A 16,859-nucleotide genomic window follows, 5' to 3' on the forward strand; every position below is an offset into this window, starting at 1 on the left:
CTATCACCCGAACAGTGCGGGCAGCGTTCCCTCGAAGGCCTCACGGAGCTTGGCCATCGTGACGGAGAAGTGTCCCTGGACCTCGACGGAGTCGCTGCCCTCGTCGACGACCCCGATACGCGTCCACGGCAAGCCGCGGGCGGTGCACATACCGGTGAAACGAGTCTCCTCGGTACGCGGAACTGCAACGAGGACGCGTCCCGACGATTCCGAGAACAGGGTCACGAACGGATCGGCGCCCTCGGGAATCAGGATGCGGCAACCGGTTTCGCCGGCCAGCGCGGCTTCGACGACAGCCTGGGCCAGTCCACCCTCGGAGAGGTCGTGGGCTGCGGTGACGAGACCGTCACGCGAAGAGGCGAGCAGAATGTCGGCGAGCAGTTGCTCACGGGCGAGGTCGACCTTCGGCGGCACGCCACCGAGGTGACCGTGCTCGACCTGCGACCAGATGGAGCCGTCGAACTCGTCGTGGGTGTCGCCGAGCAGGATCAGCGTCTCGCCGGGCTCGAGTCCGAGGCCCGTCGGGATGCGGCGGTGAACGTCGTCGATCACACCGAGGACGGCAACCACCGGCGTCGGCAGGATTGCCGTGGATCCGGTCTGGTTGTAGAAGCTGACGTTGCCGCCGGTGACGGGGATGCCGAGGGTGGCGCAGCCGTCGGCAAGGCCGCGAACGGCCTGCTGGAACTGCCACATGACACCCGGGTCCTCGGGAGAACCGAAGTTCAGGCAGTTGGAGACGGCCTTGGGCGTTGCGCCCGTGACTGCCACGTTGCGGAAAGCCTCGGCCAACGCGAGCTGCGCACCGGTGTACGGGTCGAGCGCGGTGTAGCGGCCCGAAGCGTCGGTGGACAGTGCGATTCCGCGTCCGGTCTTCTCGTCGATGCGGATGACACCGCCGTCGGCGTTCTCGGCCAGGACGGTGTTTCCGCGGACGTAGCGGTCGTACTGCTCGGTGATCCACTTGCGGCTGCACAGGGCAGGCGAGGCGATCATCTTCAGCAGGGTCGCTTCGAGCTCGGCGTCGGTTTCGGGACGCTTCAGTCCGGCAGTCGTATTCGCGATCAAGGCATCCTGCGTTGCCGGACGCTCGACGGGGCGGTGGTAAACCGGACCCTCGTGCGCGACGGTGCGCGGGGAACGTCGACGACGGTCTCGCCGTGCCAGGAGATGGTGAGGTGCTCACCGTCGGTGACCTCGCCGATGTCGGTGGCCAGGACGTCCCACTTCTTGCAGACCTCCATGAACGCATCGACGTTCTCGGGCGTGACCACGGCGCACATGCGCTCCTGCGATTCGCTCGAGAGCACCTCGGCCGGGGTCATTCCGGTGGCGCGCATCGGAACCTTCTCGAGGTTGATGTGCATGCCGCCGTCGCCGGCCGCGGCCAGCTCGGAGGTGGCGCAGGACAGCCCGGCGCCGCCGAGGTCCTGGATGCCGACGACGAGGCCGGCCTTGTAGAGGTCGAGACAGCACTCGATGAGCACTTTCTCGGTGAACGGGTCGCCGACCTGAACCGCGGGCAGCTTCTTACGTCCGCCGGTGTCTCCACCCTCGTCGTCGAACGTCGCCGACGCGAGGACCGAGACGCCGCCGATTCCGTCGAGACCGGTGCGTGCGCCGAACAGGATGATCTTGTTGCCCGCGCCCGAAGCGAAGGCCAGATGCAGATCCTCGACGCGCATGACGCCGGCAGCGAGGGCGTTGACCAGCGGGTTACCTGCATAGGACTCGTCGAAGACCGTCTCGCCGCCGATGTTCGGCAGGCCGAGGGAGTTTCCGTATCCACCGACACCGCGCACGACACCGTCGACGACGCGACGGGTATCGGGGGCGTCAGCAGCACCGAACCGAAGCTGATCCATGACGGCGATCGGACGAGCACCCATGGCCATGATGTCGCGGACGATGCCGCCGACACCGGTCGCCGCACCCTGGTAAGGCTCGACGTACGACGGGTGGTTGTGGCTCTCGACCTTGAACGTGACTGCCCAGCCGTCACCGATGTCGACGACGCCGGCGTTCTCACCGATACCGGCCAGCATGTTGGCGCGCATCTCGTCGGTGGTGGTCTTGCCGAAGTATCCGAGGTGGACCTTGGAGGACTTGTACGAGCAGTGCTCGCTCCACATCACCGAGTACATCGCCAGTTCGGCGTCCGTGGGACGGCGGCCCAGGATCTCCTTGATGCGTGCGTATTCGTCGTCCTTGAGACCGAGCTCCTTGAACGGCTGAGCGGCATCGGGATCAGCCGATGCGTGCGTGACGGTATCGACCTGGTGAGCAGACACTGGAGAGTGGTCCCTTCCCTACGGGAGTCAAGAGGCAAGCCGGCGCGGAGCGGGACACCACGAATGTGCCCAACGAAAGAACGTGCCGGGGGACAGTCTATCGGTGTGGGCCGACGACTTCCGCAGACGGCAGCACCCGCAACACCTCCGGGCCTGCGAAGTATCGCCGGTCACACCCGCCCCGGTTGGGTGATCCGGTCGGTTTTCCTAAAGTCAGGGCCGGTCCACTCTCTCCCTCGAAAGGTCTCGCATGCCCCAGGATGTTCGTCAGTCCGACCTCACAGCACAGTCCCAGTCGGTGACCACTCCCCTCACTCCGGCTGCGATTTTCCTGGTCGCGACCGTGAATCCGGGTGGCGAGAACACCACACGAGAACTACTCGCCGACGTCGCCGGCCTGCAGCGCGCCGTGGGGCTGCGCGTCCCCGGATCAGGTTTGGATGTGGTGACAAGCATCGGTTCGTCGGTTTGGGATCGACTGTTCGCCGGTCCGCGCCCCGCGCTACTGCACCCGTTCACCGCTTTGCAGGGCGACGTTCACTGGGCGCCGTCGACTCCCGGCGATCTGCTCTTCCACATCCGCGCGATGAGCATGGATGCGTGTTTCGAGGTGGCTCGGCAGATCACGAAGCGACTGCACGGCGCAGCCACGGTGGTCGACGAGGTTCACGGGTTCCAGTACTTCGAGAACCGAGACCTCATCGGCTTCGTCGACGGCACCGAAAATCCGGTGGGCCGCGACGCCGTCGCCGCCGTGACTGTCGGAGACGAAGATCCTGCGTTCACCGGAGGAAGCTACGTCCATATCCAGCGCTACGTCCACAAGATGCGGGACTGGGAAGCAATCACCGTCGACGAGCAGGAACGTGTGATCGGACGCAGCAAGCTCGAAGACATCGAGATGACATCCGAAGTGAAGCCGGCCAACTCGCACGTAGCCCTCAACGCAATCAAGGACGAGAACGGCAAGGCCCTCGAGATCCTGCGTGCCAACATGCCGTACGGGCGCCTCGGCGACGACGAGATCGGCACCTTTTTCATCGGCTACTGCCGCACGCCGGCGATCACCGAACGGATGCTCGAGAACATGTTTCTCGGCAACCCTCGCGGCAATTACGACCGTCTGCTCGATTTCTCGACGGCCGTGACGGGCTCGATGTTCTTCACTCCGAGCGCCGACTTCTTCGAGGATCTACCGGCTACACCCGCTGGGCTCTCTGCCCGTTAACTGCCCGCTCCCCCAGCTACCCGCCCTCTAACAACGCGGCGTGAGGAACGCACCGAGCGCGTCGGCATACATGCGGACATCTGCCGCGCCCATCAGCTCGCGGGCAGAGTGCATCGCGAGCTGAGGCGCGCCGACGTCGACGGTGGACAGTCCGGTGCGTGATGCCGTGATCGGTCCGATGGTGGAGCCGCACGGCAAATCGGCGCGGTGGACGTAGCGCTGCATCGGCACTCCCGCCTGATCGCACGCGAGCGCGAATTCGCCGGCACCGGCCGCATCGGTGGCGTAGCGCAGGTTCTGGTTCACCTTGAGTACCGGCCCACCGTTGATCTCGATCCGATGAGCGGGCTCGTGGCGGTCCGGGTAATTGGGGTGCGTCGCGTGTGCCATGTCGCCCGACGCGCATACCGAGCCGGCCATCGCCTGCAGGAATTCTTCGCGGCCACCACCGCGTCCCAACACGATCCGCTCGAGCACGGTGTTCAGCAGGTCCGAGAAAGCTCCGCGATCGGACATGCTGCCGACCTCTTCATGATCGAAGAGTGCAAGCACTGGGACCTGCTGACCGGGCGACTCGACTGCGGCCAGAAGTGCTTGTGTCCCTGCATAACACGTGCCCTGATTGTCGAGCCTGGGGGCGCTGACCAGTTCCTTGTCCACCCCCACGACTGCGCTGGGCGCAAGGTCGTGTGTCATCAATTCCCAGCCGAGAACCGACGACGCGGCTACACCCGCACGCTCGGCGACAAAGCCGATGAAAGACTTGGGCTTCGAACCCACGCCCCAGATTCCGTTGACGTGCCTCTGCGGATCCAGCGTCACACCCTTGCGATCTTCGGACAGGTGGATAGCCAGCTGCGGAACACGAAGAATCGGGTCGTCGATGCGAACCAGCTTCTGCTCCACAGTGTTTCCCACCCGGACACTCAATCGTCCGGAGATACCGAGATCGCGGTCGAGCCAGGAGTTCAGCCACGCACCGCCATACGGTTCGAGGCCCACCATCTGCCACCCGGCCGAAGTGAGGTCGGGATGCTGTTTAACCCGCAGGTTGGGGCTGTCGGTATGACCTCCGACAATCCGGAACGGAGCGGCGTTTCCCACGCCCTCGGTGCTCCAGGCGATCAGCGAACCGCCACGCACGAGGAAGTACCGTCCGGGCTCGGCTGGCCACGACTGCGTTTCGTGGACTTCGACGAACCCGCCGGCCGTCAGCTCGGTCGCCACCGTCGCGCACACATGGAACGGCGACGGTGACGAATCGACGAAGCTGCACAAGCCGTCTGCGTCGGCCCCGGTCCGAGAAGTCTGAGAAGTCATGCCCCTCATCATGCCCGAATCGGTGTCCGCGAAATCAGTGGGCACGAAATCAGTGGGCGGAATCGGGCGAGCTCAGAACCTGTCAGCTCAGGCGTGAGGACCCGACACGCAGAACTGATTCCCATCAGGATCGAGGAGCGTCACCCAGCGGAAACCGTCCATGTTCTCGCGGTGGTGCTCAGTTGCTCCGGCCTCGACGAGCCGCGCCACCTCGGCGTCGAGATCCGGACTCCCCAAATCGAGATGGATGCGATTCTTGCCGGCGGTGGGGTCCGGGACCTTCTGGAATGCGAAGTTGGTGGCGCTGTCAGGGACCGCGACGATGTAGAACCAACCGTCGTTTTCCTCGACGATGTTTCCGCCCAACTGCGCTGCCCACCACGTTGCGAGCGGACCGGGATCGAGACTGTCGAAGGTGATCATGCCGAGTGTGAGAGTCATGCGCACACGCTAATGGAAGCCACCGACAAAGACTCTCGATCTCGGGCTGAGATGAGACGATCGTCGAATGCGACTCACAACGCTGCGCGACCGTGTTGCAGAACCACTCTTCGCAGTTTTCATCGCGACCGGCTTGCTCCTGAGCATCCTCGGAGTGCTCGCCTGGCGATTTGCCACGCCATCCACGCGAACAGAACATGTCGGAATCCAACCCCCACCACCGCCGCCGATGGAGGACGGCAAGACCGGATACATGTGGGTGATCGACGGCTACAGCTACTCTGACGCGCCACATTGGTTCCCCGCAACTGCGTGGTTTCTGACAGTCGGAACCGCTGTCGCCGTTGCCGTCTCGGCGATACTGAACGCGACGGGATGGCGGCTGGCCCGTGACACACGCGGTAGAAAATTTGCTCTTCCGCCTGCACTTTCAGCTTTCGGCACAGCCTACGGACTCGCGGTCGCCGTTGTCGGACGAATCTGGCCGCCCACCTTCTATTCGGTGGTCCTTCCCGAACCTCGTGACCCGCAGAAGCCCTACCCCGAATCGGCCATCATCCACTTCGACCTCGAGCCGAACCTGATCACCTTCACCGCAACAGGTCTTGCCGTCGGCCTTCTCGCGGCCGCCCTGCTTTATGTCCGGAACTACTCGCTCACTCGATCGAACTAGCAGATCGGTAGATCACTCGACCGCTTCGAGTTCCGCGACACTCCCGTCCGAGATCACCCGGACGTGGCGGGTGATCTTCTCGATCGGCCAGTCCCACCACGCAATTCGCACCAACTTCTCGATGTCTTCGGCACTGAAGCGGCGCTTGATCTCCGTTGCCGGGTTGCCGCCGACAATTGCGTAGTCCGGGACGTCGCGCGTTACGACGGCGCCAGTGGACACGATCGACCCGTGACCGATCCGGACACCGGGCATGACTGTCACGTTCCCGCCGAACCACACGTCGTTCCCGACGACGGTGTCACCGCGTGACGGCAGATCCTGCACCAAATCCATGTGCCTGGCCCAATCACCGCCCATGATCGGAAACGGGTAGGTGGAGACACCGTTCATACGATGGTTCGCGCCGTTCATGATGAAGGTGACACCGGTGGCCAGGGCGCAGAACTTGCCGATCACCAGTTTGTCGGGACCGTAGTGATGCAACACGTTTCGAGTCTCGAACTCTTCGGCGAACTCCGGATCGTCGTAGTAGGTGTACTCCCCTACCTCGATCAACGGGTTGTCGATCAACGGCCTCAGCAACACCACTCGCGGTTGCCCGGCCATCGGATGAACATTTGTGGGATCCGGCGCAGTGAAATCTGACGCAATGGGATCTGACGCGTTCACTGCTTACTCCGATCCGTCGGCGCGGTGTCGCCGACCGCAGCAAGACTATCTGGTTCCTGCTGCGATCGACCGACAAGCGAAAACGTACCGGTGTCAGCCCAGGAGACCCTTGGCGATATGGGTGACCTGAATTTCGTTGCTGCCCGCATAGATCATGAGCGACTTGGCATCACGCGCCAACTGCTCGACTCGGTACTCGGCCATGTAGCCGTTTCCACCGAACAGCTGCACGGCTTCCATCGCGACCTCGGTCGCTGCGCGCGAGGAGTACAGCTTCATCGCCGACGCCTCCGCCAGGCTCACTTTGTCTCCGGCTGCGGTGCGCTCGATCGCATTGAAGACCATGTTCTGCACGTTGATTCGAGCGACCTCCATCTCGGCGAGCTTGAGCTGGATGAGCTGGAACTGCCCGATCTCACGTCCCCACAGTTTGCGGGACTTCGCGTATTCGATGCTCAGACGGTGGCATTCGTTGATGATGCCCAGTGAGAGCGACGCGATGCCGATGCGTTCGGCGGCGAAGCTCTCCTTGGCGCTGGATTTGCCGTCCGACTTTCCGCTGTCCTCGGTCTCGCCGAGCAGACGGTCCTTGGTGATGCGGACGTTGTCGAAGAACAGCTCACCTGTGGGTGAGGAGTTCATGCCCATCTTCTTGAACGGCGGGCTCTGGGTGAGACCCTCCATGCCCTTGTCGAGGATGAAGGCGAGCACCTTGCGATCGCGACGATCAACCGACGCATCGCCCTCGTCGAGCTTTGCGTACACGATCATCACGTCGGCGTACGGACCGTTGGTGATGAAGGTCTTGTTGCCGTTGAGAATGTAGTCGTCGCCGTCGCGGCGTACGTAGGACTTCATGCCGCCGAAGGCATCCGAGCCGGAGTCCGGTTCGGTGATCGCCCAGGCGCCGACGGTCTCGAATGTCACCAGGCCGGGGAGCCAGCGTTCCTTCTGCGCGAGTGTGCCGCGGCTGCGGATAGTTCCGGCGGCCAATCCGAGGCTGACACCCAACGATGCGACCAGGCCGAGGCTGACTCCGGCCAATTCGCTGTTGAGCACGACGCCCATGCTGCCGGCGCCGCTGAAGGCGCTCGACTTCTCACCGTCACCGGAGGGCGCATCGCCGCGCTCGCGTGCCAGCGACTTCTCGAGGCCCTCGCGTGCCATGTCGGCCAGACCAAAGGTCGAGTACAGCTTGCGAATGATGTCGAACGGCGGCAGCGCACCGCTTTCGAGCTCGTCGACGTGAGGTCGCACCTCTTTGTCGATAAAGCCCCGCAAGGCGTCGCGGAACATCAGGTCGGTGTCGGACCACTCGTACATGTGCCTGAACTCCAGTCGGTGAACGATCGAGAGACTGCCGAACGACAGCCACACACCGAATATAGAACACGTTCCAAAACCGGAACAGGATTCAGCTGATCAGTCCCATTCGCTGCGAGATCCACGTCAGCTCCTGCTCGACGCCGGCCGACCACACCGAAAAGCTGTGACCACCGGGAAGCTCGAGATACCTGGCGTCCATTCCGGCCGCTTTGGCCGCTTCGTACACCTTTTGCTGACCGGGCTTGAACTCATTGTCATCTGTTCCGACGACGAACACTCCGCCCGAGTTCGGGAACTTCCGAGTCGCCAGCAGGTCCATCGGATTCACCTTCACGAACGCCGCTTCGTCGCCGCCGAATATCTCGTCGACGGTTCGCTGTCGGTCACCGAGCGAAGGCTCCAATTGACCGGACAGATCGAGGAATGTCGGGTACACCTCGGGGTAATTGGTCGCCATCTGCAGTGAGCAGGTGCCACCGTAGGAGAGCCCGCCGATTGCCCACGCTCGCGGATTCGTGTCGATCTGGAACGCATTCGCCACCGCAGCGGGCAAGTCCTTTGCCAGATACGTGCCGACCTTGCCCTGTGACGAGTCGGTGCACAGCGGATTGGCCATCTGCGACCCTGTTCCATCGGCTATCACGACGACTGGAGCCAACCCCTCGTGATCTCGTGCAAAGGCATCCATTGTCGCGGTCAGCTTTCCGCCCTGGAGCCAGTCCTCGGGCTTGCCAGGCTGACCTGCCATGAGCACGAGCACGGGAAGAAGCGGACGCGGATTGGTGAAGTACGACGGCGGCAGATACACCTGCGCGTCGCGCGCGGAGAATCCTGAAATCGTCCCGGGGACAGGCAAAGTCGTGACCCGTCCGCGAATCGGCATGCCCTCCGGCGCTTTCCACACAGTGTCGGTGGGATCGCCGGTGACAACAGGATCGGTCGGACCGGGAACTTCACTGAGTGAGATGCGGTCGAAATCGTCGTGTCCGAACGCAATTCCCACAGTCGGATACGCGGCGAAAACCAGATTGATCTGCGTCGCGGCAGTGATGACGACCAGAACCGTCGCGATCACGGACAGGAGCGCTTTCGCGACGGTTCCGCCCGCCTTGATTCGCGGCCCGAGAAGTAGCAACGCGTAGATACCGATTCCGATCCACACGTAGATCGACATCTCGATGGGATCGGGGAACGGCACGATCACCTTTTCGACGGTGATCCACACGGCGATCATGATCACCAGTGCAATCAGCCCCGCGATCGGCACCGCTCTGCGGTAGTACCAGCGCACGTTCGAACCGAGCAGCCACACACCACCCAGGACCCCAAGGACAGTCAGGATCACCGGCAGCGGTCCCGAGATCAAACTGATTCGGTAGAGCCAGTCCACGTCAAGCCTCTCGCGCGTAGAAATGTCGCACGCACGAGGCTAGACGACGACGCTAGTACTCTGTATCAGGTGACATTCATCAAGGTCTGTGGCCTACGCGACGTTGACACGGTCGACCTCACGGTGGGCCTGGGCGTCGACGCCATCGGTTTCGTCTTCGCCGAGAGCGTCCGCAAAGTCGACCCCACACTCGCAGTCGCTCTGCTCGCGCGAGTTCCCGATCACATCCGTGCAATCGGAGTCTTTCTCGGCAACCCGATCGGACAGATCCTCGAGATCGCGAAGATCACCGGGCTTCGCACCGTACAGGTTCACGATCTTGTCGACGCCGAGCAAGTGCAGCGGCTGCACGATGCCGGCCTCACCGTCATCCGCGCGGTCGTCTCCAGCAACGTCCGCGACGGTTACAATCTCGACCTCGGCGAGGACGAACTCCTGATCGACGGCGCAGACGCCGGATCAGGGGTGCCGTGGAACTGGGCCCAACAGCAATCGCGCCCGCAAGGCCAGTGGATCCTGGCGGGCGGACTGTCCCCGGACAACGTTCGCGACGCACTCGATGCCACCGGCGCCTGGGGCGTCGACGTCTCCAGCGGCGTCGAATCCTCCCGCGGCGTCAAGGACCACACGTTGATCGAGAAGTTCGTCAGCGCTGTCCGGCAGACCGATCACTCGAAATAGGACGCGTAGTCACTGAAAGCGACTTGACCGGTGGGACTCGCCTTCACGGCGTCGGCAACGGCCGGCGGAATGGGAGCCCAGTTCGCAGGCATGGCCGCCGCCAGTGACGGCTTCAAGATGTAGAGCAGTGCGAAGTTCACTATCCAGAGCGGCGGCGCCATCGACATGCCGACTTCCGAACTCACATTGCCTTTGGTGTTGGTCACCAGCTGCGCTGCTCCCGAAATCTGTTGCGCTGCAAATCCGTAGACTGCCTGCACCGTGTATGCCGACTGATAGAGCGCAATCAGAGTGTGCGTCGCACCGTTGTTGCGCAACCAGGTGCCCACGAAACCGCCAGGGGCGATCAGCGTATTCACCTGTCGCGTCGGCGCATCCGCGTTGGCCGGACTCTCCAGCAATCCGTCGGGATTCACGTACAACCCGTAACTGGCCAGAACCGACGGCGTAGTGCCGGAATAGAGGGGCCGCCCGTTCGTATTGGTGAGAATCCGGGCGCATTCGTCGATCACCGCGGCGTCCTCGCGATTTCCGCCGACCCCTCCGCCGGAGATGAGATCGCGATACTGCTCCTCGGTCAAAGCGTCGGCTGGCTCGAGTCCGATCTGCGCGGCAATCTCTTCCGCAGTCTGCTGACCGAGTGGCTGGTTGAGTTGATCCGGAGTAGTCATCTGCGTGGGCGCGACGCTCTCGTAGCCAGGCGCCCCAGCAAAAGGGATCACGAACCCGGTATCGACTGTGTCTGCAACGGGTTGCGCGCCGGCCATCTGAGTGGCGGCACACGAAAGTACGCACACCCCAACCAAAGCCAGCACCGACACGGTCCCGCGATGAGACCGTGCTCCACGTCTACAGCCCTCGTTTGAGAAAGCCTTGCCTGCAATTCCATTGCCGCGCATAGGTCAACCTCCCGGGACACAGTCCGGCGAATCAACTCGAGCTTGCATCTCAGTCAAACGCTGTGACCAGCGCCGTGTCAAGACACTGGTCAGGTCGAGGCACGGCGACAGCTCGCTCGATACAGGCGACAGCTCGCCCGCTACAGTGATGCTTCCATCTGAAGTGACCTCACCCCATTTGAATTGCAGGACATCTCGGGAGGCGAGCAGTGTCTGACAAGCGCGGGACCGTATTGATCACCGGTGTCGGTCGGAGCAAGTCGATCGGAGCGAGCCTCGCATTGGGCCTTGCCGAGGATGGTTGGGATCTGGCTATCGGCTACTGGGAGCCTTACGACGAACGCGTCGGGTTCGGGCGCGGAGCGCACGATCCGCAAGACATTGCCGAGAAGTGTCGCGCACTCGGAAGCCGTGTCGACCTCGTTCCTGGAGATCTGGCCTCGCCCGACGTGGCCGATCAGCTCGTTGACGCTGCCGCAGCGCGGAACGACCTCCGTGGGCTGGTGCTCTCACATTGCGAAAGCGTCGACAGCTCGATCCTCGATACCACCGTCGAGAGCTGGGAACGACATTTCGCCGTCAACGCTCGCGCCTCCTGGCTGCTGATCAAAGCGTTCGCTGAACGGCTTCCGGAACAGCGCGACGTCAGTCAGGTGGCCGGGCGGATCATCGCACTCACCAGCGACCATGCGGCCCACAATCTTCCGTACGGGGCCAGCAAGGGCGCTCTCGACCGCATCGTCATCGCCGCCGCAGTCGAACTTGGATCACGCGGCATACGAGCCAACGTCGTCAACCCAGGACCTATCGACACAGGATGGATGACACCCGCGATCAGACAGGCCACAACCCTCCAGACTCCTGCCGGCCGGCTGGGTACTCCCGGCGACACTGCAAACCTCGTTCGGTTTCTGATGTCCGACGCCGGAGGCTGGATTACGGGACAACTCCTTCACTCCAACGGCGGATTCAGTACGAACTGAGCCTTGGCCGGACTCAGTTCAGGCTTTGTAGGTCGGTAGCGTCTGCCCGAGCCTCTTACCCATTTCGGCAGCCAAAGCCGCGAGCCCGCTGGCCGGACGCACCATGACCTCGAAATCGACGATCTTGCCGTCCTCGTCGAATTCGACCATGTCGATTCCCTTGAGACTTTTATCGCCGATGTTCGCACTGAATTCGAGCACGACCTGCCGACCGTTGGCTCCGGCGAACTGACGGTGGTACTCGAAGTTCTCGAACACCTGGATCACCGTATTGAGAATGAGCACAACGGCATCCGCGGACTGGTACGGCTTGAATCCCGTGGGCGATCGGAACTGCGCGTCGGGCGCGACGATCGTCGGTAGCGCCGACAGATCGCCGGTTTCGATCATGGTGTGCCACAACTTCAGTGCAGCTTCGACTTTCGGTTCGAGCGTCAATTCCGTGCTCATGCTTCTACCCTTCCCTCGACGTTACCTGCCGCTTGATTTACCGGCACTTGACTTGCGACGGACCACGCACTCAACACAGTTCGCACCCCGGTCACGAGTTGCAACGGCTGATCGATCATGACGTGATGTCCGGCTTCGGGAATCTCCGCCACGATGGCCTCCGGTCCGAACAATCCGCGCATGTGCTCCATGAGTCGATCGGACACGATGCCGTTCTCAGCTCGGAAATAGGCTACGCGGCAACGTGGTTCGCTGTCGAGAACATCTTCGGCGCCTACTCGGAGAAAGAAATTCGGATCGAACTTCCACGACCAACCGCCCTCGACTTCCTCCATCGACGTGGCCGCCACATGGTCACGCACCGCAGGCAGACCCGAATCCTGCGGCGGAACGAAGCGGAAACGGCCCATCGCGTCTTCCCTGGTGGGATAAACCTTCTTGGGGCCGAACGCATTCTGGCGTCGAGCCGCCTCCTCTTCGGGCGTACGCGCCTTGAGCGGAGAATCGATGATGACAACCCCGTCCAACAGTTCGCCATGCAGATGCGAGGCCACGAAAGAAACAATCCCACCCATACTGTGCCCCACCAGAATCGGCTTGCCGTCGATTCCCCCTGCCTCGGCCGCCGCCAGCACCTCGCGAGCCCACTGGGACATCGCGTAGGCGTCGCGAGTGTCACTGTCGCCGTGGCCCGTCAAGTCGAGAGCGACGACGCGGCGCCCCTCGGCGAACTGCGGCGCAATGTGATCCCACCAGCGACTGTGGGCTGCGCCGCCGTGAATCAGCACGATTCCCGGCCCCGCCGGCCCCCAAGCCCGAAAGTGCACCGAGGCACCCTCGACCTCCACCGACCCCGTCTCGACCGGCGCTGCCAACGCCCGAGTGAACCAACCAGGCGCGTCTTCGACCACATTGCTCATCGATCGAACATACATAGTCGTCAATCGGTTCATCCAACTCTTCCCAGTTCGTGATCCATCACCTATATTGAATCCGGCCTCAAGTTCAATTCGTTTCGCCGAAGGGGAGAGATGACCAACCGCCAAGTACGCCTCGCCGCCCGCCCGACAGGACTTCCCGACGCTTCCACCTGGGAATACGTCGATGCCGAGATCCCGTCCGCCGGACCGGGCGAGTTTGTCGTCAAGGTCGAATACCTCTCCCTCGACCCCGCGATGCGCGGTTGGCTCAACGACGTCAAGTCGTACGTTCCGCCGGTCAAGCTCGGTTCCGTCATGCGCGCCCACGGCGTCGGACGCATCACCGAATCACAGCACCCCGATTACCAGGTTGGGGACATCGTGGCCGGATCCTTCGGCGCTTCCGAGTACGGCGTTTCCGACGGTACAGACGTCACTCGGGTCGACGAATCGATCGCTCCCCTGCCGACCTGGCTCGGCGCTCTCGGTTTCCCCGGCGTCACTGCGTATTTCGGATTACTCGACGTCGGAAAGCTGAAAGACGGTGACACCGTCGTCGTGTCCGGTGCCGCGGGTGCGGTCGGCAGTCTGGTCGGCCAGATCGCAAAGCTTCACGGATGCAAGGTCATCGGCATCGCCGGCGGTCCGGAGAAGTGCGCGTGGCTCACCGAGGACCTCGGCTTCGATGTCGCCATCGACTACAAGAACGAATCCGTATACAAGGCGCTCAAGTCCAACGCTCCCGACGGTATCGACGTGTACTTCGACAACGTCGGCGGAGAAATTCTCGACGCCGCTCTCTCCCGTCTGCGCCTCGGAGCTCGGGTGGTCATCTGCGGCGCCATCGCGGGCTACAACGCCACCGAACCTCAGCCAGGCCCTGCTCACTACCTGTCACTTCTCGTCAACCGCGCCACGATGGCCGGCTTCGTGGTCTTCGACTACCTCGATCGCTACGCAGAAGCACAAGAGCAGATCGGAAAGTGGATCAAGAGTGGCGAATTGACTGCTCGCGAGCACGTCGTCGACGGCGGTATCGACGCGTTCGGCGACAGCCTCAATCTTCTCTTCGCCGGAGCGAACACCGGAAAGCTGGTCTTGAAGGTCAGCTGAGTCGGCCACACACGCAGATCGGCCACCGGTATTCCGGTGGCCGATTCGCTTGGGTCAACTGACTCCGGACGGAGTGGGAACGCTGTCCTCCCCCAACCGCGGCGGGGCCGACCGATAGGTTGCCGGCGTGCCGCTCATCCGAATCGGATTGGCTACCTGCCGAGTCGGTGCATCGCGACGCGGGTCGTCGATGGACACCACCGGATCGAGATTCAGCCGTTCCGCCAGCGCTATCGCGTCGGCGATGTCGTTGAGAGGCCCACACGGAACATCTCGCTCGGTCAGTGCCTCGAACCACGAGTCCGCAGAGCCCTTGGCCAATGCAGCAGTGACGGCGTCGAACAGTTCTTCTCGATGCGCAACCCTGTCGCTGTTGGACGCGAAACGCGCATCAGCGGCAAGTTCGGAAACTCCGAGAACCTCTGTCAACGAACTGAATTGCCGATCATTGCCGACCGCGAGGACCAGCGGACGGTCCGCGGTGTCGAATACCTCGTATGGTGCGATGCTCGGATGCCGGTTGCCCATTGCCTGCGGCACCACGCCCGCGGCCACGTAGCCGGACGACTGGTTGGCCAGTGCGGACAGCAACGAGGACAACAGATTGACCTCGACGTGCTGCCCTTCGCCTGTGCGATCGCGATGGCGCAGCGCTGCAGGGATTCCCACGCTGGCATGCAGGCCGGTGATGACGTCGACCACCGCGACACCGACCTTGGTGGGAGTCTTGGGATCGGGTCCGGTGATACTCATCAATCCGCCGACCGCCTGAATCAACAGGTCGTATCCCGGCAGAGAGTTGTTGCCACCGAAGCCGCTGATCGAGCAGTAGACCGCACGCGGATTCATTTCTCGGACAGCGTCGTAGCCCAGCCCCAGACGGTCCATCGTTCCCGGCAGGAAGTTCTGCACCACGACGTCCGCATTGCGAACCAGCTCGCGTGCACTCTCCAGATCCTCGCGCTCGCGCAGGTCCAGAGTGACCGACTTCTTGTTACGGTTCACCGACAGAAAGTAGCTCGACTCGTCCCCCACCCACGGTGGGCCCCAGCTGCGAGTGTCGTCCCCGACACCCGGCCGCTCGATCTTGACGACCTCGGCACCCAGGTCGGCGAGAATCATCGTGGCGTACGGACCGGCGAGGACGCGGCCGAAATCAGCGATCACCAACCCGTCGAGCGCTCCGACAGCGTCTGCCGTCACCGGAAAGCTTCTTCACCGGTGAGAGCGCGGCCGATCACGAGCTGGTGAACCTCGGACGTGCCCTCGTAGGTGAGAACGGATTCGAGGTTGTTGGCGTGCCGGATCACGGGGTACTCGAGCGTGATGCCGTTGGCGCCCAGAATGGTTCGGCATTCACGGGCGATCTTGATGGCCTCGCGGACATTGTTGAGCTTGCCGGTGCTGACCTGCTCGGGGCGAACCGTCCCGGCGTCCTTGAGGCGCCCGAGGTGGATGGCGAGCAACTGCCCCTTGCCCAATTCGACTGCCATGTCGGCGATCTTGGCCTGGGTGATCTGATACGCGGCGAGCGACTTGTCGAAGACCTTGCGATCACGTGCATATGAGATCGCAGTCTCGAGGCAGTCACGTGCTGCACCCATTGCCCCGAAGATGATGCCGAAGCGTGCCTCGTTGAGGCAGCCGAGCGGGCCGGACAGTCCGCGAGCCTTGGGCAGCATCGCCGAGGCAGGCAGACGCACGTCCTCGAGCACCAGTTCCGAGGTGACCGACGCCCGGAGCGACATCTTGTTCTTGATCTCGGGGCGGAGAATCCCGGAGTGTCGGTGGGAACGACAAATCCGCGCACGCCGTCGTCGGTTCGAGCCCAGACCACGGCGACGTCCGCGATGGAGCCGTTGGTGATCCACATCTTGGTGCCGTTGAGGATCCAGTCGTCGCCGTCGCGCTTGGCGTTGGTTCGCATACCGCCGGGGTTGGATCCGAAATCGGGTTCCGTGAGACCGAAGCAGCCGATGGCTTCACCCGCCGCCATTCGCGGGAGCCATTCTTCCTTCTGCTCTTCACTTCCGTTGTGGTGGATCGCGAACATGGCGAGCGAGCCCTGGACCGAGACGAGGCTGCGAATGCCCGAATCGACAGCTTCGAGTTCCTGGCAGGCCAACCCGTACGCCGTGGCGCTCATCCCGGCACAGCCGTAGCCCTCGAGGTGCATGCCCAGTACGCCGAGCGCGCCCAGTTCCTTGGCCAGCTCACGAGCCGGCAGTGCTGCCGCTTCGAACCATTCACCTACGTGCGGGCGAATGCGATCGTCGACCATCTTGCGGACCGTGTCGCGGATCGCGATCTCCTCGGCGTCCAGCAGGGTGTCGATGGCAAAAAGCTCGGACAGGGACTGCGGCGTGGTCACGGGGCCTCCAGTGTTCTCGGGCGCAATCCTTTGCGAGAACGATTGCGCAATCGTTTGCATCGCCTAGAGTAGAGCCCGGTTGCGCACCCGTCAATCCCCGA

Annotated in this window: 14 protein-coding genes and 2 pseudogenes; 5 read left to right on the top strand and 11 right to left on the bottom strand. The window is 63.0% G+C overall.

Annotated features, from left to right (window positions below):
• Positions 1–3: 3 nt before the first annotated feature.
• A pseudogene (purL, locus tag EHW12_RS24035) lies at positions 4–2,291 on the bottom strand (phosphoribosylformylglycinamidine synthase subunit PurL).
• Between the two features lie 250 nt (positions 2,292–2,541).
• Between purL and EHW12_RS24040 the strand changes: the two are divergent.
• Positions 2,542–3,519, top strand: a complete 978-nt coding sequence (locus EHW12_RS24040) for a Dyp-type peroxidase (RefSeq protein ID WP_058226184.1) — start codon at positions 2,542–2,544, stop codon at positions 3,517–3,519.
• A gap of 27 nt (positions 3,520–3,546) precedes the next feature.
• Here EHW12_RS24040 and EHW12_RS24045 read toward each other — a convergent pair whose 3' ends face one another.
• Positions 3,547–4,839 (bottom strand): M18 family aminopeptidase, encoded by a 1,293-nt coding sequence (locus EHW12_RS24045; protein WP_206434773.1) that lies wholly within the window; start codon positions 4,837–4,839, stop codon positions 3,547–3,549.
• A gap of 87 nt (positions 4,840–4,926) precedes the next feature.
• Entirely contained in the window at positions 4,927–5,280 is a 354-nt protein-coding gene (locus EHW12_RS24050; RefSeq protein WP_020970627.1) for a VOC family protein, read from the bottom strand.
• 67 nt (positions 5,281–5,347) lie between these two features.
• Here EHW12_RS24050 and EHW12_RS24055 point away from each other — a divergent pair, with 67 nt between their 5' ends.
• The gene (locus tag EHW12_RS24055; RefSeq protein WP_125051920.1) at positions 5,348–5,953 is read left to right on the top strand and encodes a hypothetical protein; all 606 of its coding nucleotides are present in this window, start codon (positions 5,348–5,350) and stop codon (positions 5,951–5,953) included.
• A 12-nt stretch (positions 5,954–5,965) separates the two neighbouring features.
• On the opposite strand, the gene EHW12_RS24060 is transcribed toward EHW12_RS24055, so the two are convergent.
• The 3 genes from EHW12_RS24060 to EHW12_RS24070 form a co-directional block, all read right to left on the bottom strand.
• A complete protein-coding gene (locus tag EHW12_RS24060) occupies positions 5,966–6,562 on the bottom strand; it encodes a CatB-related O-acetyltransferase (RefSeq protein ID WP_037125853.1) in 597 nt (198 codons plus the stop codon).
• Between the two features lie 156 nt (positions 6,563–6,718).
• Positions 6,719–7,948, bottom strand: coding sequence for an acyl-CoA dehydrogenase family protein (locus EHW12_RS24065; protein WP_007733810.1), 1,230 nt, complete (start codon positions 7,946–7,948; stop codon positions 6,719–6,721).
• Between the two features lie 91 nt (positions 7,949–8,039).
• The gene (locus tag EHW12_RS24070; protein WP_047271090.1) at positions 8,040–9,341 is read right to left on the bottom strand and encodes an alpha/beta hydrolase-fold protein; all 1,302 of its coding nucleotides are present in this window, start codon (positions 9,339–9,341) and stop codon (positions 8,040–8,042) included.
• Positions 9,342–9,410: 69 nt separating this feature from the next.
• Between EHW12_RS24070 and EHW12_RS24075 the strand changes: the two genes are divergently transcribed.
• A complete protein-coding gene (locus tag EHW12_RS24075; protein ID WP_042451422.1) occupies positions 9,411–10,022 on the top strand; it encodes a phosphoribosylanthranilate isomerase in 612 nt (203 codons plus the stop codon).
• Here EHW12_RS24075 and EHW12_RS24080 read toward each other — a convergent pair.
• Positions 10,010–10,921, bottom strand: coding sequence for a hypothetical protein (locus tag EHW12_RS24080; RefSeq protein WP_125051922.1), 912 nt, complete (start codon positions 10,919–10,921; stop codon positions 10,010–10,012). The genes EHW12_RS24075 and EHW12_RS24080 overlap by 13 nt on opposite strands.
• A gap of 209 nt (positions 10,922–11,130) precedes the next feature.
• Here EHW12_RS24080 and EHW12_RS24085 point away from each other — a divergent pair, with 209 nt between their 5' ends.
• Complete coding sequence (locus EHW12_RS24085) at positions 11,131–11,904, top strand: SDR family oxidoreductase (RefSeq protein WP_007733807.1); 774 nt, start codon at positions 11,131–11,133, stop codon at positions 11,902–11,904.
• 18 nt (positions 11,905–11,922) lie between these two features.
• Here EHW12_RS24085 and EHW12_RS24090 read toward each other — a convergent pair whose 3' ends face one another.
• Positions 11,923–12,354 carry a nuclear transport factor 2 family protein gene (locus EHW12_RS24090; RefSeq protein ID WP_003940510.1) on the bottom strand — a complete coding sequence of 144 codons (432 nt, stop codon included), beginning with the start codon at positions 12,352–12,354 and terminating at the stop codon, positions 11,923–11,925.
• A complete protein-coding gene (locus EHW12_RS24095) occupies positions 12,351–13,274 on the bottom strand; it encodes an alpha/beta hydrolase (protein ID WP_039973369.1) in 924 nt (307 codons plus the stop codon). Before EHW12_RS24095 ends, EHW12_RS24090 begins: the two co-directional genes overlap by 4 nt.
• 111 nt (positions 13,275–13,385) lie before the next feature.
• Here EHW12_RS24095 and EHW12_RS24100 point away from each other — a divergent pair, with 111 nt between their 5' ends.
• Positions 13,386–14,387 carry an NADP-dependent oxidoreductase gene (locus EHW12_RS24100; protein WP_003939765.1) on the top strand — a complete coding sequence of 334 codons (1,002 nt, stop codon included), beginning with the start codon at positions 13,386–13,388 and terminating at the stop codon, positions 14,385–14,387.
• 54 nt (positions 14,388–14,441) lie between these two features.
• Here EHW12_RS24100 and EHW12_RS24105 read toward each other — a convergent pair whose 3' ends face one another.
• Both EHW12_RS24105 and EHW12_RS24110 read right to left on the bottom strand, forming a co-directional pair.
• Positions 14,442–15,590, bottom strand: coding sequence for a CoA transferase (locus EHW12_RS24105; protein WP_125051924.1), 1,149 nt, complete (start codon positions 15,588–15,590; stop codon positions 14,442–14,444).
• Positions 15,587–16,758: pseudogene (locus tag EHW12_RS24110) on the bottom strand (acyl-CoA dehydrogenase family protein). The gene EHW12_RS24105 and the pseudogene EHW12_RS24110 overlap by 4 nt, the downstream one beginning before the upstream one ends.
• Between the last annotated feature and the right edge of the window lie 101 nt (positions 16,759–16,859).

Origin of the sequence: Rhodococcus sp. NJ-530 (assembly GCF_003860625.1) — a bacterium.
GTDB classification, from domain to species: Bacteria; Actinomycetota; Actinomycetes; order Mycobacteriales; family Mycobacteriaceae; genus Rhodococcus_F; species Rhodococcus_F qingshengii.

Bases quoted from the DNA above. Each gene is read 5' to 3' on its own strand.
- EHW12_RS24040 (WP_058226184.1), top strand. From the start codon at position 2,542: ATGCCCCAGGATGTTCGTCAGTCCGACCTCACAGCACAGTCCCAGTCG.
- EHW12_RS24045 (WP_206434773.1), bottom strand. From the start codon at position 4,839: ATGACTTCTCAGACTTCTCGGACCGGGGCCGACGCAGACGGCTTGTGC.
- EHW12_RS24050 (WP_020970627.1), bottom strand. From the start codon at position 5,280: ATGACTCTCACACTCGGCATGATCACCTTCGACAGTCTCGATCCCGGT.
- EHW12_RS24055 (WP_125051920.1), top strand. From the start codon at position 5,348: ATGCGACTCACAACGCTGCGCGACCGTGTTGCAGAACCACTCTTCGCA.
- EHW12_RS24060 (WP_037125853.1), bottom strand. From the start codon at position 6,562: ATGGCCGGGCAACCGCGAGTGGTGTTGCTGAGGCCGTTGATCGACAAC.
- EHW12_RS24065 (WP_007733810.1), bottom strand. From the start codon at position 7,948: ATGTACGAGTGGTCCGACACCGACCTGATGTTCCGCGACGCCTTGCGG.
- EHW12_RS24080 (WP_125051922.1), bottom strand. From the start codon at position 10,921: ATGCGCGGCAATGGAATTGCAGGCAAGGCTTTCTCAAACGAGGGCTGT.
- EHW12_RS24090 (WP_003940510.1), bottom strand. From the start codon at position 12,354: ATGAGCACGGAATTGACGCTCGAACCGAAAGTCGAAGCTGCACTGAAG.
- EHW12_RS24095 (WP_039973369.1), bottom strand. From the start codon at position 13,274: ATGAGCAATGTGGTCGAAGACGCGCCTGGTTGGTTCACTCGGGCGTTG.
- EHW12_RS24100 (WP_003939765.1), top strand. From the start codon at position 13,386: ATGACCAACCGCCAAGTACGCCTCGCCGCCCGCCCGACAGGACTTCCC.